The sequence below is a fragment of the Arenimonas sp. genome, from assembly GCF_035312645.1.
Lineage (GTDB): Bacteria > Pseudomonadota > Gammaproteobacteria > Xanthomonadales > Xanthomonadaceae > Arenimonas.
The window spans coordinates 1-19958 of record NZ_DATGBO010000017.1; the positions used below are offsets into that span (position 1 = coordinate 1).

At 65.1% G+C, this 19958-nt stretch carries 19 protein-coding genes; 6 read left to right on the top strand and 13 right to left on the bottom strand.

The features are described from left to right. Positions 1 to 196: 196 nt before the first annotated feature. The 4 genes from VKM35_RS01340 (at position 197) to VKM35_RS01355 (ending at position 3792) form a co-directional block, all read left to right on the top strand. Positions 197 to 1156, top strand: coding sequence for an acetyl-CoA carboxylase carboxyltransferase subunit alpha (locus tag VKM35_RS01340; protein WP_324317553.1), 960 nt, complete (start codon positions 197 to 199; stop codon positions 1154 to 1156). Positions 1157 to 1187: 31 nt separating this feature from the next. Next, positions 1188 to 2519 carry a tRNA lysidine(34) synthetase TilS gene (tilS, locus tag VKM35_RS01345; protein ID WP_324317555.1) on the top strand — a complete coding sequence of 444 codons (1332 nt, stop codon included), beginning with the start codon at positions 1188 to 1190 and terminating at the stop codon, positions 2517 to 2519. A gap of 147 nt (positions 2520 to 2666) precedes the next feature. Continuing rightward, a complete protein-coding gene (locus tag VKM35_RS01350; RefSeq protein WP_324317558.1) occupies positions 2667 to 2924 on the top strand; it encodes an exodeoxyribonuclease VII small subunit in 258 nt (85 codons plus the stop codon). Further along, complete coding sequence (locus VKM35_RS01355) at positions 2914 to 3792, top strand: farnesyl diphosphate synthase (RefSeq protein WP_324317559.1); 879 nt, start codon at positions 2914 to 2916, stop codon at positions 3790 to 3792. Before VKM35_RS01350 ends, VKM35_RS01355 begins: the two co-directional genes overlap by 11 nt. A 21-nt stretch (positions 3793 to 3813) precedes the next feature. On the opposite strand, the gene VKM35_RS01360 is transcribed toward VKM35_RS01355, so the two are convergent. Continuing rightward, positions 3814 to 4149 carry a DUF4870 domain-containing protein gene (locus VKM35_RS01360; RefSeq protein WP_324317561.1) on the bottom strand — a complete coding sequence of 112 codons (336 nt, stop codon included), beginning with the start codon at positions 4147 to 4149 and terminating at the stop codon, positions 3814 to 3816. A gap of 92 nt (positions 4150 to 4241) precedes the next feature. Next, entirely contained in the window at positions 4242 to 5606 is a 1365-nt protein-coding gene (gene pmbA / locus VKM35_RS01365) for a metalloprotease PmbA (protein ID WP_414636531.1), read from the bottom strand. Between the two features lie 33 nt (positions 5607 to 5639). Between pmbA and yjgA the strand changes: the two genes are divergently transcribed. Next, positions 5640 to 6173 (top strand): ribosome biogenesis factor YjgA, encoded by a 534-nt coding sequence (gene yjgA, locus VKM35_RS01370; protein WP_324317565.1) that lies wholly within the window; start codon positions 5640 to 5642, stop codon positions 6171 to 6173. Positions 6174 to 6253: 80 nt separating this feature from the next. Here yjgA and tldD read toward each other — a convergent pair whose 3' ends face one another. The 4 genes from tldD to VKM35_RS01390 form a co-directional block, all read right to left on the bottom strand. Then, positions 6254 to 7696 carry a metalloprotease TldD gene (gene tldD / locus VKM35_RS01375; protein ID WP_324317567.1) on the bottom strand — a complete coding sequence of 481 codons (1443 nt, stop codon included), beginning with the start codon at positions 7694 to 7696 and terminating at the stop codon, positions 6254 to 6256. Positions 7697 to 7834: 138 nt separating this feature from the next. Further along, the gene (locus tag VKM35_RS01380; RefSeq protein WP_324317570.1) at positions 7835 to 11665 is read right to left on the bottom strand and encodes a YhdP family protein; all 3831 of its coding nucleotides are present in this window, start codon (positions 11663 to 11665) and stop codon (positions 7835 to 7837) included. A gap of 3 nt (positions 11666 to 11668) precedes the next feature. Beyond that, positions 11669 to 13150 (bottom strand): ribonuclease G, encoded by a 1482-nt coding sequence (gene rng, locus VKM35_RS01385; protein WP_324317572.1) that lies wholly within the window; start codon positions 13148 to 13150, stop codon positions 11669 to 11671. A 25-nt stretch (positions 13151 to 13175) separates the two neighbouring features. After that, positions 13176 to 13745, bottom strand: a complete 570-nt coding sequence (locus tag VKM35_RS01390) for a Maf family protein (RefSeq protein WP_324317574.1) — start codon at positions 13743 to 13745, stop codon at positions 13176 to 13178. Between the two features lie 232 nt (positions 13746 to 13977). Here VKM35_RS01390 and VKM35_RS01395 point away from each other — a divergent pair, with 232 nt between their 5' ends. After that, on the top strand, positions 13978 to 14850 hold the full coding sequence (locus VKM35_RS01395) for an alpha/beta hydrolase (RefSeq protein ID WP_324317576.1): 873 nt from the start codon (positions 13978 to 13980) through the stop codon (positions 14848 to 14850). 73 nt (positions 14851 to 14923) lie between these two features. Here VKM35_RS01395 and rlmH read toward each other — a convergent pair whose 3' ends face one another. The 7 genes from rlmH to VKM35_RS01430 all read right to left on the bottom strand — a co-directional run. Then, complete coding sequence (gene rlmH, locus VKM35_RS01400) at positions 14924 to 15394, bottom strand: 23S rRNA (pseudouridine(1915)-N(3))-methyltransferase RlmH (protein ID WP_324317578.1); 471 nt, start codon at positions 15392 to 15394, stop codon at positions 14924 to 14926. Beyond that, positions 15391 to 15744 carry a YbjQ family protein gene (locus VKM35_RS01405; RefSeq protein ID WP_324317580.1) on the bottom strand — a complete coding sequence of 118 codons (354 nt, stop codon included), beginning with the start codon at positions 15742 to 15744 and terminating at the stop codon, positions 15391 to 15393. Before VKM35_RS01405 ends, rlmH begins: the two co-directional genes overlap by 4 nt. Before the next feature lie 7 nt (positions 15745 to 15751). After that, entirely contained in the window at positions 15752 to 16144 is a 393-nt protein-coding gene (gene rsfS / locus VKM35_RS01410; protein WP_324317582.1) for a ribosome silencing factor, read from the bottom strand. A gap of 70 nt (positions 16145 to 16214) precedes the next feature. Further along, entirely contained in the window at positions 16215 to 16856 is a 642-nt protein-coding gene (gene nadD, locus VKM35_RS01415) for a nicotinate-nucleotide adenylyltransferase (protein WP_324317584.1), read from the bottom strand. After that, a complete protein-coding gene (gene holA / locus VKM35_RS01420; protein WP_324317586.1) occupies positions 16856 to 17884 on the bottom strand; it encodes a DNA polymerase III subunit delta in 1029 nt (342 codons plus the stop codon). The genes nadD and holA overlap by 1 nt, the downstream gene beginning before the upstream one ends. Continuing rightward, entirely contained in the window at positions 17884 to 18378 is a 495-nt protein-coding gene (gene lptE, locus VKM35_RS01425; protein WP_324317588.1) for an LPS assembly lipoprotein LptE, read from the bottom strand. The genes holA and lptE overlap by 1 nt, the downstream gene beginning before the upstream one ends. Positions 18379 to 18382: 4 nt before the next feature. Further along, positions 18383 to 19958 (bottom strand): class I tRNA ligase family protein (locus tag VKM35_RS01430; protein ID WP_324317590.1); only part of this gene is annotated, 1576 nt, incomplete at its 5' end.

A 19958-nucleotide genomic window follows, 5' to 3' on the forward strand; every position in this document is an offset into this window, starting at 1 on the left:
CTGGATCCCCGCCTGCGCGGGGATGACGAATTATTTCTACAGATTCATGAGGCTACCTCCGAAAACCGCCCCTCCCGCTCACCGCTCACCATTCACCAAGCATCTCCACAACCCGCATTCCCCAGCCATCCGCCGCAAGCCCCATCCCGCTCCACCCTGCTAGTATTCCCTCCTCAGCACCCTGCCCCATGCCCGCATGAATCCCAATTACCTCGATTTCGAACAGCCCATCGCCGATCTTGAAGCCAAGATCCAGGAACTGCGCAAGGCCAGTGCCGGGCCGGCGGTGAATATCGACAGCGAGGTCGATGGCCTGCAGGAAAAATTGCGCGTGCGCACCGCCGAGATTTTCAAGGCGCTGACGCCCTGGCAGATCTCGCAGCTGTCGCGGCATCCGCAACGCCCGTACACGCTCGATTACATCGGCCTGATCTGCGACGAATTCCATGAGCTCGCTGGCGATCGCGCCTTCGCCGACGATGCCGCCATCGTCGGTGGTCTCGCCCGCATCGACGGCCGCGCCGTGATGATCATCGGCCAGGAAAAAGGCCGCGACACCAAGAGCAAGGTCAAGCGCAATTTCGGCAGTCCACGCCCCGAGGGTTATCGCAAGGCACTGCGCCTGATGAAGATGGCCGAGCGCTTTGGCCTGCCGCTGCTTACGCTGATCGACACCGCCGGCGCCTGGCCCGGCATCGATGCGGAAAAACGCGGGCAGTCGGAAGCGATCGCGCGCAACCTGCTGGAAATGGCCGAACTCAAGGTGCCGATCATCTGCACCGTGATCGGCGAAGGCGGCTCCGGCGGCGCGCTCGCGATCGGTGTCGGCGATCGCACGCTGATGCTTGAATACGCGACCTATTCGGTGATCACGCCGGAAGGCTGCGCCTCGATCCTGTGGAAAACCGCCGACAAGGCGAAAGACGCCGCCGAAGCACTGGGCCTGACCGCCGCCCGCCTGATCGAACACGATCTGATCGACCGCATCATTCCCGAGCCGTTGGGTGGCGCGCACCGAGATCCGGCTGCGATGGCGGCGACGCTCAAGCAGACGCTGATCGAAGAACTCGCCGCGCTCGACAAACTCGCCGTGCCCGAAATGCTCGACAAGCGCTACCGGCGCCTGCGCAGTTACGGGGCGTACGAGGCGGCGTAAGTCGCCGACGGACATGGGCGATTCCGACCTCATGTCTGTTTTCAACGTTGCATCCGTGCCGGCGACGCCGATCGTCGTCGGCTTCAGCGGCGGCCTCGATTCTTCCGTGCTGTTGCACCTGCTCGCGAATCGTCCGCAGGCGACAGCGCCGCTGCGCGCCATCCACATCCACCACGGCCTGCATCCCGATGCGGATGCTTGGGCGAAGCATTGCCAAGACATTTGCGCGGCACTCGGCGTCGATCTCGTCATCGTCAACGTGAGTGTGCCGCGCGATGGCGGCAAAGGACTGGAGGCCGCCGCGCGCGAAGCGCGTTACGCGGCGTTTTCCGAACAGCTGCGCTGCGGCGAAATGCTGGCGCTTGCGCATCATCGTGACGACCAGGCGGAGACCATCCTGTTGCGACTGCTACGTGCCTCGGCGAGCGAAGGTTTGTCAGCCATGCGCGCGACGCGATCGTTTGCAGACGGCGTGCTGTGGCGTCCCTTGCTCGCCATCCCGCGCACGGATTTGCAGACGTATGCAGAAACGTATCGACTGAAATGGATCGAAGATCCGTCGAATACCGACGACCGTCTGGACAGGAATTTCCTGCGCCAGCGCGTGCTTCCGACGTTGAAGCAACGCTGGCCGCAGGCAACGGCGGCGTTGGCACGCAGTGCCGATTTGCTGGCCGAAGACGCAGCCTTGTTGCGCGAGGAAGCAGGCAAGCGGCTGGCGCAGGCGCAGGGACTGGATCCCGCCACGCTGTCGGTCGCGGCGTTGTGCGAATCGAGTACGCCATGGCGCGCACGCGTGCTGCGCGTCTGGATCGATGCGCTGGCGATGCCACCGTTGCCGGGCGCCGCGTTCGCGATCATCGAAAAACAATTGCTGGCCGCGCGCGCCGACGCCGAGCCCGAATATCGCTGGTCCGGACACGTGTTGCGGCGCTGGCGCGGATTGCTGCATGTTGAAACTGCGCGACCCGCACTGCCTACCGATTGGCGGATGGATTGGAATGGTAGCGAACCGTTGCTGCTGCCGACGGGCGATCACTTGCATCTCGTAGGAGCGGGCATGGCCGCGATTCCCGGATTTGCGACGGCAACATCGATGGCGGCGAGATCGATCGCAGCCATGCCGGGTCCTACGATGTATTTCGTGAGCGCGCGCCACGGCGGCGAACGCATTACCCAATCGGGTCGGGGGCATACGCAGGCGCTGAAGAAAATCCTGCAGGAACTCGGCATTCCGCCGTGGGAGCGCGAGCGCCTGCCGTTGCTGTTTGCCGCCGATGGCGAGTTGCTGGCTGCGGGCGATCTGGTGATTTCGCAGCGGCTGACGCGGTCCGGGATGCGGCTTTCGTGGGGGCGGGCATAACCAAGTTTGCCCCAGCAGGAACTACACCCAGGCTCATACGGTTGCGTTGATCGGAAGCTGATCCGGGCAGCTTGGGCGAATCGCAGTCATGCCTGCTCCTACGAAGCATGATTGACCCGCGCGCGTCTGCGCGGTCACACTTGCGCCATGGCCGCCAAGACCCCCGCAACGCCGCCGTCCGCCGTCGCCACGTTCGAACGCTCGCTCGACGAGCTCGAACAGCTGGTGCAGAAGATGGAAAAAGGCGAGCAAAGCCTCGACGAGTCGCTGCTCGCCTACGAGCGCGGCGTCGCGCTGTATCGCCAATGCCAGACGGCGCTGGAACAGGCCGAGTTGCGCGTGCGCCTGCTCAGCGATCCGGGCAGGCCCGAATCGGCAGAAGATTTCCCCGGCGATGTCGGTTGATGCGCTGAGCGTGGCCTGGGCCGCGCGGGTCGAAGCCGCACTCGAACGCAGCCTGCCTGCCGAAACTGAAATTCCCGCCCGCCTGCACGCCGCGATGCGCCACGCCGTGCTCGGCGGCGGCAAGCGCATCCGGCCACGACTGGTGCATGCCAGCGGCTATCTTCTGGGCGCCGATACCGATGCCCTCGATGCCGCCGCCGTCGCGATCGAACTGATCCACGCGTATTCACTGGTGCACGACGATCTACCGGCGATGGATGACGACGATCTGCGTCGTGGCCGCCCGACCGTGCATGTCGCCTTCGACGAGGCCACCGCGATCCTCGTTGGCGATGCGCTGCAGGCGCTGGCTTTCCGCGTGCTCGCAGCGACGCCGGTGCCGGCTGCGGTGCGCATAGACCTGGTAGCGACGCTCGCCGAAGCCGCCGGTTCGCGCGGCATGTGCGGTGGCCAACAACTGGACATGGATGCCACTGGCCAGTCGCTGGCAATGGCCGGACTCGAACGCCTGCATGCCCTCAAGACCGGTGCGTTGATCCGCGCCAGCGTGCGCCTGGGCGCGCTGATCGGAGGCGCCGATGCGGGTTTGCTGACGCGTCTGGATGCTTTCGCGGCCGACCTCGGCCTGGCGTTCCAGATCCGCGACGACATCCTCGACGTCGAGGCCGATGCGGCGCAGTTGGGCAAGACCGCCGGCAAGGATGCCGCGCAGGAAAAATCGACGTATCCGGCCCTGATCGGCCTCGACGGCTCGAAAAAGTTGCTGTTGGCGCTCGCCGAAAAAATGAAAGCGGCCCTGGGGCCGCTTGATGTCCGCGCCGACGCCTTGCGCGCCGTGGCGGAGTTCGCGGTCGCGCGGGCCAGTTGACCCGCGCGGCGCGGAATTGGATTACTTGATCAAGCGCAGCGCGAACGGATAGCGATAGTCGGCGCCTTCGTTGGCCTTCATGCCGGCCATGATGCACAGGATCAGATTGGCGATGAGAATCACCGGAATCAGCAGCATGCCGATCAGGACGAAAGTCAGGATGCCGGCAACCATGTAAGCGATGAAAATCGTGATCTGGAAATTGAGCGATTCCACGGCCTGCGCATTCAGCCAAGCCTTGTCAGCTTTGTCCTTGTTGATCAGCCAGATGACCAGCGGACCGATGAAGCCGGCCACGATGCCGGAAAGATGGCTGATCATCGCCATGGTCTTGTCGTCTTGGGACACGTCACTCATCAGGTTTTCCCCTTGTTGGATGGCTGGTGCACCCTCCGTGCACTGGCCGTGAATTTCCGCCCCGCAGGCCTGCGTGTCAAGGCCACGCGGTTTCAGGCCGATCCGGCCACGGTCATTCGTCCCAGCTGAAGCGAGCCCATCGCGATATGTGAGCGCCGGTCGACGTCGGTACCGATGGCCTCAATGCTGCGGAACATCTCGAGCAGATTGCCGGCGATCGTGAGCTCATCGACCGGGTGCGCGATCTCGCCGTTCTCGACCCAGAAGCCGGCCGCGCCCCGCGAATAGTCGCCGGTGATGCTGTTGACGCCCTGGCCCATGAGTTCGGTGACCAGCAGGCCGCGGCCCATGTCGCGGATCATCGCATCGAGGCCGCCGGCATTGGCCGAGACTTCGAGATTGTGCATGCCGCCAGCATTGCCGGTGGTGGCCAGGCCGAGCCGGCGGGCCGAATAGCTGCCGAGCACGTAACGCGTGAGCACGCCATCGCGGACCAGGTCCTGCTCGCGCGTGGCAACGCCATCGGCGTCGAACGCCGCCGAGCGCAGGCCGCGCCGCAGCAGCGGCTTTTCCACCATCGATATCCACGACGGCAGGATCTGCGTGCCGACGCTGTCGAGCAGGAAACTCGCGCGCCGATACAACGCGCCGCCGGAAATGGCGCCGAGCAGATGGCCGACCAGACTGCGCGCGACTTCGGCGGAAAACAGCACCGGATAATCGCCGGTGACGATGGAACGTGGCGCAAGACGCGCGACCGTGCGTTCGGCAGCGCGGCGGCCGACGCTGGCGGCGGATTCGAGATCATCGGCACTGAGCGCGGCGGTATACCAGTAATCGCGCTGCATGCCGTCGTCCTTGCCGGCGATCAACGAACAACTGATCGAATGGCTGGTACTGCGCTCGCCCGCGACGAAGCCATGGCTGTTGGCGTAGACCGCGATGCTTTGCCCGCTGCTGACACCGGCACCGTCGGAATTGGCGATGCGCTTGTCGGCACCGCGGCCGGCGGCCTCCGCCTGCAATGCCAGCGCGACGGCAGCGTCGGCGTCGAGCACCCACGGATGCCACAGATCGAGCTCGGGGAAACGCGTCGCCATCAATTCGGCGTCGGCGAGGCCGGCGAAGCTGTCTTCCTCGGTGAAGCGGGCGATTGCGCAGGCCTGATCGACCGTCGACTCCAGGCTGCCCGCTTGCAAATCGGCGGTGCTGGCAGTGCCCTTGCGCTTGTCGAAATACACCGTGACCGCGACGCCGCGATCGCGATTGCGCTCGACCGTCTCGACCTCGCCCATGCGCACATTCACCGACAGGCCCTGGTCGTCGCTCAGCGACACTTCCGCCTGGCTGGCACCGCGGGCCCGGCAGAGTCTGATCACGTCCTGTGCGAGTTCGGCGAGGCGATCGGTTTCGGGGTCGAGGGAGGATGATTTGGTGATGGCGGTCGTCATGGCCATACTATGCCCCAACCCAGTGGATTCAAGAACGATATGCGTGGTGTAGACGAAGAATCCGGCGAGTTTCTCGGCCGCAGTCGCGGCGATCAGCGGCGCGAAGCACTGGCCGTGCTCGACCTGGCCGAACTGCTGGTCAAGCAGCCGCATGCACGCCTGCTGCAGTTGCCGCTCAACGACGACTTGGTCGCGCTGGTGGTAGAGGCGCAGCGCATCACCGCGCAGATCGCGCACAAACGGCAAGTCGGGTTTCTCGCCAAGAAACTGCGCCGCGAGGACGACGAGTATCTGGAAGCGATCCGTTCCGCGCTCGAGCACGACAAGGCCGATTCACGCCGCGAGAACGCCAGCCTGCATCGCCTCGAAGCGCTTCGCGATCACTTGATCGCGCAAGGCGACGAAGCCTTGGCAGAGGTACTGCAGGAATTTCCGCACGCCGATCGCCAGCATCTGCGCCAGCTCGCCCGCAATGCCCGCGAGGAAAAACTGCGCAACAAACCGCCGCACGCCTTTCGCGAATTGTTCCGCGCGCTGCGCGAGTTGCAGCAGGAAGCTCCGGAAGACGAATGACGCCGTAGGAGCGGGCATGACCGCGACTTTCTGATCTGCCAAGGCAAGATCAATCGCGGTCATGCCCGCTCCTGCGAGCATCAGGTCTGCGTGCCACCCACAGTCATCGCATCGATCTTCAGCGACGGCTGGCCGACGCCGACCGGCAGGCTCTGGCCGTCCTTGCCGCAGATGCCGACACCGGCATCGAGTTCGAGGTTGTTGCCGATCATGCTGACGCGGTTCATCACCTCCGGGCCGTTGCCGATCAAGGTTGCGCCTTTCACCGGCCGGGTGATCTTTCCATTCTCGATCAGGTAGGCCTCGCTCGCCGAGAACACAAATTTTCCGCTGGTGATGTCGACCTGGCCACCGCCGAAATTCGGCGCGTACAAACCCTTCTCGACCGATGCCACCAACTCCGCGGGATCGTAGTTGCCAGCGAGCATGTAGGTATTGGTCATACGCGGCATCGGCAGGTGCGCGAAGCTCTCGCGGCGGCCGTTGCCGGTCGGCGCCATGCCCATCAGACGCGCATTCAAGGTGTCCTGCATGTAGCCGCGCAGGATGCCATCCTCAATCAGCGTCGTGCACTGCGTAAGCGTGCCCTCGTCGTCGATGTTGAGCGAGCCGCGTCGCGCCATCAGCGTGCCGTCGTCGACGATGGTCACGCCCGGCGACGCCACGCGCTCGCCGATGCGACCCGAATACACCGACGTGCCCTTGCGATTGAAATCGCCTTCTAGACCATGCCCGACGGCTTCATGCAACAACACGCCGGGCCAACCCGGACCGAGCACCACCGGCATCGTGCCTGCCGGCGCATCGACCGCTTCGAGATTCACCAGCGCCTGGCGCACGGCTTCGCGCGCGATCGTCTGCGGCCGGCCCTGCGCGAACAACTCCGCATACGAATAACGCCCACCGCCGCCGGAGTGGCCGGATTCGCGTCGGCCCTTGTCCTCGACGATCACCTGCACGTTGAAGCGCACCAGCGGCCGCACGTCGGCGGCGATCACGCCATCGCTGCGCGCGACCAGCACCGTATCGATCGCGCCCATCAGGCTGACGATCACCTGCTTCACGCGCGGCTCGGCATCGCGCACGAAGCGATCGATCTCGCGCAGCATCGCCACCTTGGTTTCCGCCGCCATGCCGTCGATCGGATCGAGCGGCGCGTACAACTCGCGGCCAGCGACCGCGATGCGCTGCGCGCTGTTCGTGCTGGCGCCATCGCGACTGATCGCGCGCGCGGCATTCGCCGATTCGATCAAGGCCTCGGCGCGGATGTCATCGGAATAGGCGAAGCCGGTTTTTTCGCCGCTGATCGCGCGAACGCCGACGCCCTGCTCGATCGAATGCGCTCCGTCCTTGACGATGCCGTCCTCGACCGTCCAGCTCTCGCGCCGGCTGTGCTGGAAATACAAGTCGCCATAGTCGACGCCCGGGCCCATCAAACGTGCGAAGCAGCGATCGATTTCCGCAAGCCCGAGACCGCCGGGTTGCAGCAGACGGGTTTGGGCGAGTTCGAGCATCTGGGTCATTGCGGGTCCGGGAATGGGGAGACGGGAGACGGGCATCGTAAAATATTTGCTCGTCATGCTCGCGAAAGCGGGAATGACGCACTTAGGTGTCGCTCTGTGGATCACTCCACCAACAGATGCGCCTCGCGCAGGACAAACTCAAGGTCCACCCGGCGCCGGCCGGGAACCGGCGGCAGCGTTGTTGCGCGGCGGGCCGCGTTCGGTGACCACAACCTTGGGCTGTTTCCAGGATCCAGTGACGTGGTAGACCACGCGCGTGGTCTGCTTCAGTGGTTTTTGCAATACCGCCTGCGCCATTGCACCGGCGGCGGCGCCCGCGGGGCCACCCACAAGCATGCCGAGCGCGGGCAGCACGCCACCGGCTTTCGGCAACACTTCCACGCGCTGGTCGTAGGTCTGGTCGCGCAGGCCAGTGGAACCGCTGACGCGGATTTCCGCCGCCGGTCCATTGAGGCGCAGGTTGTCGGTATAGGCGAGGCCGTCGTGGAAAACGAAATCGCCACGCGCCTCGTTGAAGCTGAAACCCTTGGAAAAGAAATCGCTGAAATCGAGCGTCAATCGCCGCGGAATTTCCGCGAGGCTGATCAGGCCGAGCAGGCGTCCAGAGCCGCCCGGCTCGACATCGAGCAGACGACCTTCGCCGATATCGGCCCTGAGGTTTCCGCTGAGCGTCGAAAGACTGAAGGCGCCCGGTGAACCCGGCCAACTACCAGTGAGCGTGGCCTTGGTGCGGCCACCATCGACCATGCCGGCGAAACCCAGCGAGTCGAGCATCTGGCCAAGACTATTTGCGTTGAACTCCAGCTGGAAATTCGAGCGCGAACCACGATCGGCGCGCACCCATTCACCGGCGGCGGTGAGACTGAGTGCGCGCGCGCGCGTCTGGAATTTGTCGACGCGCATGCCGGTCGGAATCTGCGAAGTGACCAGCTCCGCCTGTCCCAGTTGCGCGCTGCCCATGCGCAGGTCAGCGATGGAGAAACGCAGCGGCGGAAGTTTTGCGGGGTCGTCCACCTCTATGGTTGCCGGCAGTGCAGACCCCGATGCACTCGCCGATTCCGACGCGAGATAGAGCTTGGCGAATTTCGCTTGCACACCACGCGCAAGTTCGTCGGGAATATCGACGCTGCCGTCGATGTCGGCGCCGCGGATGCGAATCTGTGTTGCCGCGGCGCCGTGGTCGAGCTGCAGCTGCGTATCGGCGAAGGCGCGATCGATCAGATTGAGTTGGCGCGCATGCACGTCGACATCGTGCAGGCTGCCGCCGCCCTCGCCCTTCGCCGAGAACGCGATCCAGCCAGTGCCGTCGAGCAAGGGAACGGTGCCGTGCACGGAAAGGCCCGGCGCGCGCGGCGCCGCTGGCACACCACCCGGACCGAACAGCAATGAGCCGCTCATCGGCGCGTCCTTGGCGATCACGCCGCGAAAGCGCAGAAGATCACCGAGACGCAGGTTCACTTCGCCACGATCAACCGGCAATGGCGTCTGCAATTCCAGCGCCAGCGCTGCGTCGGCGTTCTTGTTCAACGGCGCCGGCAACGACAGCGCGGTACCGACGAGATCGGTGCTCAGGCCCAGCATCGCCGGGGGCGCCGGCAGGCCCGGTTGCGTGCGCGGAATGTTGACCACGGTTTTCCACGCACTGCTGCCATTGAGCCATGGTTTGAGCCAGGCGAGATTATCGGCGCGGCTGATCAAGGTCTGCGGCGTGAAGCGACCATCGAGCGTGGCCTGCGCGGCGAGTTTCGGATCATTGGTGAAATCGCCGACGCGCAGGTTGAATACACCCGGCTGCCCGTCCAGCGAAACATGCAGATCCTCGGTGGCAAAGCCGTGGTCGGAGAATTTCGTGCGGCCGCTGACCTTGGTGAAAGCCAGGTTCCAGCGCGAATCAGCCAGCTTCGCTTCGCTCAGATCCAGCGTGCCTTCGATGCGCTTGCCGGGCATGTCGGGTTTGAGCGGCAGATGCAACTGTACGGCGACATCGGCCTTGCCGCTGATGCTCGCGGCTTTGAGATGCTCGCCGTAGTTGTCGTTGATCGGGCTGGCGATCATCAACTCGCGCAACTTTTCGCCGCTGCCCTGCGCGGTGATGTCGAGATCGAGCAGCGCATCGTGGAAGTGTTCGATACCGCCGCTGACGTGGGAAACGTGATTGCCGAGCAGGTCGCCCTCGCCATCGAGCGTGAAGCCCGGGCCGTCGAAGGCGAGATCGATGTTCATGTTTTCCGCGGTCGGCCAGTGCGGATTGAATTTCACCGAGGCATTGCGCACCGAAGCGCGCGCATCGAAAGCACCGGCGTGATTGCGGAACGGCCAGTCGTCAAGATCGCCGCCCATCGCAATGCGCCCGTCCAGCACGTCGCCCGCGACCAAGGCTTCGTCCAACCACTTCACCGTGCTCGCCGGCATCAGATGCATGATCCAGAACTTTTTCGCGACCGCGAAATTCGCCGGCGCCACGGTCGCGGCCAGATCGAGTGTGGGCAGCGTACCGTCGCCCTGGAATCCCAGGCGGGCGCGGGTATCGAAAGCGAAATCCTCACCGGCGACTTTCAGCCCACTGGTACCCAGGGTCCAGCCCGCGCCGTTTTGCCAGAGCGCGAGCGTGCCATCGAGATTCAGATCCATCGCCTGGCGCAACCCGACCGGCCAGTCGAAATGCACTGGCGCATGATCGAGGCGCATCACGCCGCCGCGTTCATCGAACTGCAGACGGCCAGCAAGCCCCGACAATCCCGGACGATGGCCGTAGGGACGCAGCGCGAGATCGCTGACGCGCATGCTGCCCTGCCAGTGACCGCCGCGACGGCCCTGGATCGACACCTCGTGCAGCGTCGCCTCTGGCCGCGACTGCGCGAGAAACGCGCGCATCGGCGCCGGCAACTGATCGCTGAGCGACAGCAGATTGGCCAGCGGCGAAAGATTCATCTGCTGCGCGGAGATCGCGAACTGCTCGCCATAGCGCACGCGCAAACCGCCCAGATGCGCGGGTGCGCTGCCGGCTTCGACCAGATCGAGTCGCGGCACCTGCAGCTGCCAGGCATCGCCGACCAGCGACCAGCGCGCCAACGCATTGAAATGCTGGTACTGCGCCGACGCTGGCAACTCCCGGCCGTCCGCCATCGCGATCGGTGCGACAGATTCCAACGCGAGTTTGTCGATGTCGGCATCGACGGTGAGTTCTTCGATGCGCTGGTCGTCGAGTTTCATCCACAGATCGGCCTGCGCCAGACCATCGCGCGGCACCAGACCGACCGCCGCGAGCATCGGCGCCCAATGCGTGAGCACGAGTTCCTTGCCGCCGACCCAGAGCAACCCGTCGTTGCTGCCGCGTTGCAGGTCGAGCACTGCCGACAGCGGCGCACTGAGCGTATTCGACCAGACCGAGGCACCGACACGCAGGCGCCGGCCGTCGACGCGCAGGCGCAGATCGACGCGCGGCAATACGAGATCGAGCTTCATGCGCGGCGATCGGATCGCGAGCCGCGCTTTCTCCACCTGCAGCTCGCCGAAACCTTGCAGGCGGTCGAGTGGATCGCCGGAATTGGGCTGCGCCGGCAGGCCGATCATCCGCCAGCGGCGGTCATCGTCCTGCACCAGCGTCAGCGCGAGTTCGCGAATTTTCAATTCGGTCAACGGCTGCCCGGGCAACATTCCGGAATACATCGCGACGGTCAGCTCGGCGCGGCCGACATTCAGCGTTTTCTCGCCCTGGCCAACACGCAGGTCGTCGAGGATGAAACGCGGGCCGCGTCGCGTCCATTCGGCATGCGCATGGGAAAAATTCACCGGCTCGCCGACACGCTCGCTCAGCCACGCAGCGATCTTCGCCGGATTGCGTTCGACCAGCGGCAGCATCTGGTTGGCCACGCCGACCAGCAACGCCACCAGGATCAACACGATCAATCCGCCATAGCCCAGCCAGCGGCGCGTGTGTCGGATCCGGCGGCGCAGCGGCGTGGTCATCGCTTACAGCAACACCACGTCGAATTGTTCCTGCGCGTACTGCTCGTCGGCCTGGAAGCGGATCACCTTGCCGAGGAATTCCTCGAGTTCGGCGACCGCGGTCGACTCCTCGTCAGTGATCTTGGCGACGACTTTCGGCGAGGCGATCACCAGCAGCTGCGAGGCTTCGAACTGGCGAACGGCGCGGGTGATCTCGCGGAATATTTCGTAGATCACAGTTTCCGATGTTTTCAGGCTGCCGCGACCGCCGCATTCGTGGCAGGGCTCGCAGAGCTGGCGTTCGAGACTTTCGGTAGTGCGCTTGCGCGTCATCTCGACCAGGCCCAGCGGCGAGAAATCGTAGACCATGGTTTTCGCGTGATCGCGGGCCAGGCCTTTTTCCAGCGTGCGATGCACCTGGCGCTTGTGTTCGTCATCGATCATGTCGATGAAGTCGATGATGATGATGCCGCCGAGGTTGCGCAGGCGCAGTTGCCGCGCAACCGACTGTGCCGCCTCAAGATTGGTGCGGTAGACGGTTTCCTCGAGGTTGCGCTGGCCCAGGAACGAGCCGGTGTTCACGTCGATGGTCGTCATAGCCTCGGTCTGGTCAACGATCAGGTAACCGCCGGATTTCAGCGGCACCTCCTTTTGCATTGCGCGCTGGATCTCGTCCTCGACGCCGTAGAGATCGAACACGGGCCGCTCGCCGGTGTAATGTTCCACGCGCTCTGCCAAATCCGGCATGAACTGGCGGGCAAAGCCCATCAGCCGGTCGAAGGTCTCGCGCGAATCCACGCGCACCTTGTCGACTTCCTTGCGCATCAGGTCGCGCACGGCGCGCAGCGGCAGCGAGAGATCGTCGTAGATGCGATCGCCGACCTTGGTGGTGGTGCTGGCTTCGCGGATGATCTGCCAGGCACGGCGCAGATAGTCGACATCTTCGGCCAGTGCTTCAGCCGGTTGGCCTTCGGCATTGGTGCGCACGATGTAGCCCAGGCCGGAGCCATTCACGAGATCGACCATCAATGACTTCAGGCGCGCGCGCTCGACTTCGTCCTCGATGCGCGCCGACACGCCGATCACGCGCGAGTACGGCAGCAGCACCAGATAGCGCGAAGGAATCGATATCTGCGTGGTCAGGCGCGCGCCCTTGCCACCGATCGGATCCTTGACCACCTGCACGACGATGTCCTGGCCTTCGTGCACCAGCGAGGTGATCGGCGGTGGCGGCGCCGGTGGCATCGGTTCTTCACTCTCGCCGGGCTGCACTTGCGGCACGCGCATGATGTCGGAGGCGTGCAGAAAGGCCGCGCGGTCGAGACCGATTTCAACGAAGGCCGCCTGCATGCCCGGCATCACCCGCTGCACGCGGCCCTTGTAGACATTGCCGACCACGCCGCGGCGCGAGGCGCGCTCGATGTGCAGTTCCTGCAGCATGCCGTTTTCCACCAGCGCGACGCGGGTTTCGCGCGGAGTGACGTTGATCAGGATTTCTTCGGACAAGTCGTGTCTGCCTTGCGGAGCGTGCTTAAGGGAGCAATCGGAATTTGCGCAGCAGCCCGGCGGTCTCGAACATGGGCAGGCCCATGACCGCGGAATGGCTGCCGGAAAGATGGGCGATGAAACCACCGGCGCGACCCTGGATGCCGTAGGCGCCGGCCTTGCCCATGGCTTCGCCGGTGGCGACGTAGCGGGCGATGGCGGCATCGTCGAGTTCGGCGAAACGCACCTGCGATTCGCAGGTGGCGTGTTCCTCACGGTCGGCGCTGACCAGCCAGACGGTGGTGATCACGCGATGCGTGCGGCCGGACAATTCGCGCAGCATGCGCGCGGCATCGTCGGCATCGACCGGCTTGCCATAGACGTGATCGCCGAGCACTACTTCGGTATCGGCGCCGAGCACCACCGCCTGCGGCGCCGACATCACCTTGAGCAAACCGGCGCCGGCCTTCTCGCGCGCGACCCGGCTGACGTAGTCTTCCGGCGGTTCGCCGGGCTGAAGCACCTCGGGAACGTCGAGGTCCAGAAGACCGGGATCGAGCCCGAGTTGCCGGAGCAATTCGAGGCGGCGCGGCGATTTCGAGGCGAGATAGAGCATCGCCCAAGGATAGCCGCTGCGACCGGCCACCGCAGCCTGTCATGGATGTGACAGCCGTGCCCCGGTACATGTTGGATTCCGGCCAGATCCGGCGGCTCCACGTCTGCGCGTGTCGCATCCGCCAGGCGGCGCCCGGCACCAGCATTCCGTGGTGATCGAACCCCTGTCCCGAACCTGGAACCGCTGGGGGATCCGGTGAATATCACGGCAACAGGCGGCCTACACTTGCCCGATGATCGCGATCGAACAATGGCAGGCTGGCGGCGACATGCTGGAAATCGCTGGCCGGCGGATTTTCGTGCGCAGCGCCGGCAGCGGCGAGGCCCTGCTGCTGATCCACGGCTTCCCGACCTCGAGCTGGGACTGGGCGCGGCTATGGCCAGCGCTGACCGCGCGCCATCGCGTCATCGCCTTCGACCTGCTCGGCTTCGGGTTCTCCGACAAACCCGCCGACGCCGCCTACACGATCCAGCAACAGGCCGACATCGCTGAAGCCCTGCTCACACATTTCGGAATCGCCCGCTATCGCCTGATCGCGCACGACTACGGCGATACCGTCGCGCAGGAATTGCTCGCGCGCAGCAACGCCGGCAGCGCGCGCCAGGTCTTGCTCGCCGCCGTGCTGCTCAACGGCGGACTGTTTCCGGAAACACACCGGCCTTTGCTGATGCAACGCCTGCTGGCCGGGCCGCTAGGGCCAGCGATCGCGCGACTGTCGAGTTATCGGCGCTTCGCCGCCAATCTGCGCCGCGTCTGCAAGCGTCCGCTCGACGATGCCGAACTGCGCGTGCACTGGTCGCTCCTGCAGCGTGCTCAAGGCCTGCGCGTACTGCCAAAACTGATCGGCTACATGCGCCAGCGTCGCGTCTTCCGCGCACGCTGGGTCGGTGCGCTGGTCCATACCGACGTACCGGTGCGGGTGATTGCCGGTCTCGACGATCCGATTTCCGGCGCGCACATGCTGGCGCGCTATCGCGATCTGGTCGCCACGGCGGATGCGATCGGATTGCTTGGCGTCGGGCACTACCCGCAGATCGAAGCCGCCGATGAAGTGCTGGCGGCGATCGGGGATTTTCTCGACGCGCCTGTCACCGATTCACCGTAGGAGCGATGGAAATCGCGACTTCCTGCGACGCAGCGTGAGGTCGCGATTGCCATCACTCCTACACCCGCTGAGCTCACGCCCGATGGTAGGGATGGTTCGCCAGCAGGCTGCAGGCGCGATAAATCTGCTCGGCGACGACCAGGCGCACCAGCATGTGCGGCAGGGTCAGCGGGCCGAGCGCCCAACTTTCGTCGGCGCTGGCGATCACTTCCGGCGCGTGCCCTTCCGGGCCACCGATCAGGAAGGCGAGATCGCGGCCTCGTTGACGCCAGGCTTCGAGGCGTTGCGCGAGTTGTTCGGACGAGTACGCCTTGCCACGGCCATCAAGCGTGACCACGTGCGCCTGTTTCGGTAGCGCGGCAATCACGCGGCTGCCTTCATCGGCCATCGCGCGGGCGGCGTCACGACCCTTGCCGCGCATGCCGGCGGCGACTTCGATCAGTTCCAGCGGCAGCCAGTGCGACAGGCGTTTCTGGTAATCGGAAAATCCACTCGCGACCCAGTCCGGGGCACGTTCACCGACGGCGATCAGCCGTGCTTTCACGCGACCGGCGGAACCGCTCCGGAGGCATCGCTGACGCGCACCGCGGTGCCGTAGCACAGCACTTCGGTCAGGCCGGGCATGACCTCGGTGGCGTCATAGCGCATGCAGATGATGGCGTTGGCGCCCAGCCGGTCGGCATCGCGGCACATCAGGTTGAAAGCCTCGATGCGTGCCTGTTCGCACAGCTGCGTGTAGATGGTGATGTTGCCGCCGAACAGCGACTGGATGCCGCCGAGAAAATTGCCGACCACCGACCGCGAACGCACGGTGATGCCGCGCACGATGCCGAGGTTCTTGAGGACGCGGTGCTCGGGCAATTCAAGCGCGCTGGTGATCAGGTTGCGCTGCATCGGGGGCTTACTCGCTTTCCGGCGGCTGATCGCCGACGGTCCACAGGCGCTCGAGCGCATAGAACTCGCGCACGCGCGGCAGCATCACATGGACGATGACATCGCCGAGGTCGACGAGTACCCATTCGGCCTCGCGTTCGCCTTCGACGCCGATCGGCATCACGCCGCATTTCTTGGCGAACTGCACCACTTCATCGGCGACCGATTTCACGTGCCGGGTAGAAGTGCCGGAAGCGACGACGAGGTAGTCGGCGATGCTGGTCTTGCCGCGCACGTCGATCTCGACGGCGTCTTTGGCTTTCATTTCTTCCAGCGCTGCATGGACTTGCTTGAGCAGCGCCTCCGGCGTGGGAGCCGGGTTGGGCATTTTGGTCTTGATGACGTGGGCTTGGCTGGTCAACGCAATGTCTCGATGGCGGCGGGGAGATCGGGTGGGCGGCGAGGAGCCGGCCGGGCCAAATCGGCGGGGATTATACCCTTGCCGCGTACAGACCCTGCTTGCGGACGTATTCGGCGACCAGCGGCGGCAGCCAGCCACGATCGCCGCGCCCAGCTGCCAGCGAGCGCCGGATCGCGCTGGCCGAGGCGGGATGCAGCGGCATCGCCAGCCGATAAAGGCGGCCTGCGGGCTGATCCGACAACGCCGCCGGCTGATCACTCCAGCGCCCCGCGCACATCTGCGCTAGATCGCCGTGCAGATCGTCGAGGGCGTAGCCAGGCCGGGTCGCGATCACGAAATGGCAGAGCTCGAACAGCGAGCGCCAGTCGTGCCAGGTCGCGAGCTGGCGGAAGGCATCGTCGCCGACCAGCCAGGCCAGCGGTGTTTCCGGCGCCAGCTTGCCGCGCAATTCGCGCAGGGTGTCGATGGTGTACGAGGGGCCGGCCCGCTCGAGCTCGCGGCGATCGAGAAAAAAGTTTTCCTGGCCGGCGATCGCCAGCGCGATCATGCGCACGCGCTGCTCGGCACTCGCACCTGGTGCCGGGCGATGCGGCGGATCGCCGGAGGGCAGGAAGTAGACCTTGCCCGCGAGCGCATCGCGCGCAGCCGTGGCGACCGCGATGTGCCCGGTGTGGACCGGATCGAACGTGCCGCCGTAGAGGATGCGCAGCATCACGAGACCAGCAGTCGGCGCGCCCTGGTTTCGGCGATCGCCACCAGCAGCCGCTCCAGCGCCAGCCAGGCATCACCCGACTCGCGGCCTTTGGCGATGCGGTCGATGCGCCCGGTTTCGCCGACGAAAACTTCCCAGCGCGGCGCCGGATGCCGGTCGATCGCACGCCGGTACAACGCCTGCTTGTTTTCCCAGATGCGCGCCTCGCGCATCGCGTTCATCACGTTGCCGCCATCGGCCTGCACACGTGCGAGCTGGCCCAGGCGCAGCACTTCCATCGCCAGGATCGGCACCAGCCCCGGCACCTGTTCGCCCTCGGCCTTGAGCGCGTGCAGCATGCGCGTGGCGCGCAGCGCGTCGCCGGCGAGCGCGGCTTCGACAAGTTTGAATACATCGAAGCGCGCCGAGTCGGCGACGAAGCGATCCATCGCGGCTTCGTCGATCTGTTCGCCCGGTGCGAGCAAGGCAAGCTTGTCGATTTCCTGCGCCGCTGCCAGCAGATTGCCCTCAACACGTTCGGCCAGCAGCGCGGTCGCCTGCGGCGTCGCGACCAGCCCGCGTAGGCGCAGGCGTTTTTGCAGCCATTCCAGCAATTCGTGCGGCTTCACCGGCCAGATCGGCACGACATGGCCGACGCGCGCGATCGCCTCGCTCCATTTTCCGGCGTGCGATTTGCTCCAGTCCTGCGCGGTGATCAGCAGCACCGTATCGGGCGGCGGATTGTTGCAATAGGCGCTGATCGCCTCGGCGCCGTCGCGGCCGGGCTTGCCGGTCGGCAGGCGCAGATCGAACACGCGCCGCGTCGCGAACAGGCTGAGCGTCGCCATGCCCATGCTCAGCGTGTTCCAGTCGAAACTGCCTTCGGCATCGAAAACTTCGCGCTCGTCGAAGCCTTCCGCGCGTGCCTTCGCACGCAGCGCATCGGCGCATTCCTGCACCAGCAGCGGCTCGCTGCCGGCGATCAGGTAGACCGGACGCAACGGCTCGCCGGCGAGCTGGCGCTCGAAGCGATCGGGCCGCAGCTCCATCAGTGCTTGTTGCGCAGCACGATGTCGATGCGGCGCAGGATCGCCGCCTGCATGTCGCGGCGCAGTTCGCGCTGGATCAGTTCCTGCTCGGCCGGGCTACCGGCGGAGGCATTCGCGTCGTAGGTGTATTCGCGGGAAAGCTCGATGCTCTGCGGCTCGATCAGCGGCTTGCCGTCGGCCGACTGCATGGCGAAATCGACGCGATAACGCGTGAGGTATTCGCGGACCTGCGCGAACTGGTCGAGCGACAGCGGCGTGGTCGTCCAGGTCTCGCCGATGATCTTGAGCGAAGCCGAAGCGGAGCCGTCCGCGGGCGCTTCGGCGCCGGAGCGACTGAGCGCACTGGCCAGCTCGATGCCGAGCGGGCTGTAGGGATCGGAGGTTTCGACTTTCATCGGCCCGATCGCCTCGGACAGCTTGATCTGCTGCCGCGGATGGAAGCCGCAGGCGGAAAGCGCGCAGGCGACGATGAGAGTGATCAATACACGACGCATGCGTTTACCCCGCCACGATGTTGACGATCTTGCCGGGCACCACGATGATTTTCTTCACCGTCTGCCCTTCAAGGAATTTGACCACGTTCGGCTCGGCCTGGGCGAGCGCCTCGATCTCGCCCCGCTCCGCGCCCACCGCGACGTCGATGGTACCGCGAAGTTTGCCGTTGACCTGCACCGCCAGCGTGAGCGCGTCGCGGACCAGTGCCGCGGCATCGGCAGCCGGGAATGCGACGTCTTCCAGCGTCGTCTCGGCATGCCCCAGCGCCTGCCACAGCGCATGGGCGGAGTGTGGGGTGATCGGATTGAGCAGCAGCGTCACCGCTTCGAACGCTTCCTGGCGCAGCGCGCGCGCGTTGTCGCCGGCTTCGTCGAATTTCGCCAGCGCGTTCAGCAACTCCATCACCGCCGCGATCGCGGTGTTGAAGGTGTAGCGACGGCCGTAATCGTCGGCGACCTTGGCGATGGTTTCGTGCAGCTGGCGACGCAGGGTTTTCGCTGCCGGCGACAAGGCCGCGATATCGAGCTTCGGCGCGGCGGCGTCGGCAACATGTTTCTGCACCTGCGTCCACAAGCGGCGCAGGAACCGCGACATGCCTTCAACGCCGGACTCGTTCCAGTCCAGCGATTGTTCCGGCGGCGCGGCGAACATCGAGAACAGGCGCACGGTATCGGCGCCGTATTTGTCGACCATGGTCTGCGGATCGATGCCGTTGTTTTTCGACTTCGACATTTTCTCGGTGCCGCCGATCAGCACCGGCAGGCCATCGGATTTCAGCGTCGCGCCGGTGACGCGCGCGCGCTCGTCTAGGACGACGTCGACGTCGTCTGGGTTATGCCACTCCCGTCTCCCGTCTCCCATTTCCCGGTAAAACGTATCCGCAATCACCATGCCCTGGCACAGCAGATTCGTCGCCGGCTCGTCGCTCTTCACCAGGCCCGCGTCGCGCATGAGCTTGTGATAGAAGCGGAAATACATCAGATGCATGATCGCGTGCTCGATGCCGCCGATGTACTGGTCGACCGGCAGCCAGTGGTTCGCGCGCTCATCGACCAGATCGCTCGCGCCCGGCGAGGTGTAGCGCGCGTAGTACCAGCTCGACTCCATGAACGTGTCGAAGGTGTCGGTCTCACGCTCGGCCGGGCCGCCGCAATTCGGACAGGTGGTCTTGCGCCATTCGGGATCGGCCTTGATCGGCGATTTCATGCCGGTGAATTCGACATCCTCGGGCAGCACCACCGGCAGTTGCTCTTCCGGCACTGGCACCGCTTCGCATTTACCGCAGTAGATGATCGGGATCGGGCAGCCCCAGTAGCGCTGGCGGCTCACGCCCCAGTCGCGCAGGCGGAAATTCACCCGGCGCGCGCCGGCTTTTTCGCGCTCGAACTTCGTCACCAGATGTTCGAACGCCTGCTTGTAGCCCATGCCGTCGAGCTCGCCGGAATTGACGATGATCAGATCGTCGCGGCTCTTGTCGCCGTACCACTCCTTCCACGTGTTCGCGTCGTAGGCGAACTCCGGCGCGAGATGCGGCGGCAGCGGCGTGCGGATCGCGATCACCTGCTTGATCGGCAGCGAA

Excerpts from the sequence above, each read along its gene's own strand:
- nadD (WP_324317584.1), bottom strand. The coding sequence starts at position 16,856 with ATGCTGCGCATCCTCTACGGCGGCACGTTCGATCCGGTCCACACCGGG.
- VKM35_RS01355 (WP_324317559.1), top strand. The coding sequence starts at position 2,914 with ATGTCGGTTGATGCGCTGAGCGTGGCCTGGGCCGCGCGGGTCGAAGCC.
- VKM35_RS01395 (WP_324317576.1), top strand. The coding sequence starts at position 13,978 with ATGATCGCGATCGAACAATGGCAGGCTGGCGGCGACATGCTGGAAATC.
- VKM35_RS01350 (WP_324317558.1), top strand. The coding sequence starts at position 2,667 with ATGGCCGCCAAGACCCCCGCAACGCCGCCGTCCGCCGTCGCCACGTTC.
- VKM35_RS01405 (WP_324317580.1), bottom strand. The coding sequence starts at position 15,744 with ATGCAGCGCAACCTGATCACCAGCGCGCTTGAATTGCCCGAGCACCGC.
- VKM35_RS01380 (WP_324317570.1), bottom strand. The coding sequence starts at position 11,665 with ATGACCACGCCGCTGCGCCGCCGGATCCGACACACGCGCCGCTGGCTG.
- VKM35_RS01390 (WP_324317574.1), bottom strand. The coding sequence starts at position 13,745 with ATGCTCTATCTCGCCTCGAAATCGCCGCGCCGCCTCGAATTGCTCCGG.
- yjgA (WP_324317565.1), top strand. The coding sequence starts at position 5,640 with ATGCGTGGTGTAGACGAAGAATCCGGCGAGTTTCTCGGCCGCAGTCGC.
- holA (WP_324317586.1), bottom strand. The coding sequence starts at position 17,884 with ATGGAGCTGCGGCCCGATCGCTTCGAGCGCCAGCTCGCCGGCGAGCCG.
- VKM35_RS01340 (WP_324317553.1), top strand. The coding sequence starts at position 197 with ATGAATCCCAATTACCTCGATTTCGAACAGCCCATCGCCGATCTTGAA.
- tilS (WP_324317555.1), top strand. The coding sequence starts at position 1,188 with ATGTCTGTTTTCAACGTTGCATCCGTGCCGGCGACGCCGATCGTCGTC.
- lptE (WP_324317588.1), bottom strand. The coding sequence starts at position 18,378 with ATGCGTCGTGTATTGATCACTCTCATCGTCGCCTGCGCGCTTTCCGCC.
- VKM35_RS01360 (WP_324317561.1), bottom strand. The coding sequence starts at position 4,149 with ATGAGTGACGTGTCCCAAGACGACAAGACCATGGCGATGATCAGCCAT.
- tldD (WP_324317567.1), bottom strand. The coding sequence starts at position 7,696 with ATGACCCAGATGCTCGAACTCGCCCAAACCCGTCTGCTGCAACCCGGC.
- pmbA (WP_414636531.1), bottom strand. The coding sequence starts at position 5,606 with ATGGCCATGACGACCGCCATCACCAAATCATCCTCCCTCGACCCCGAA.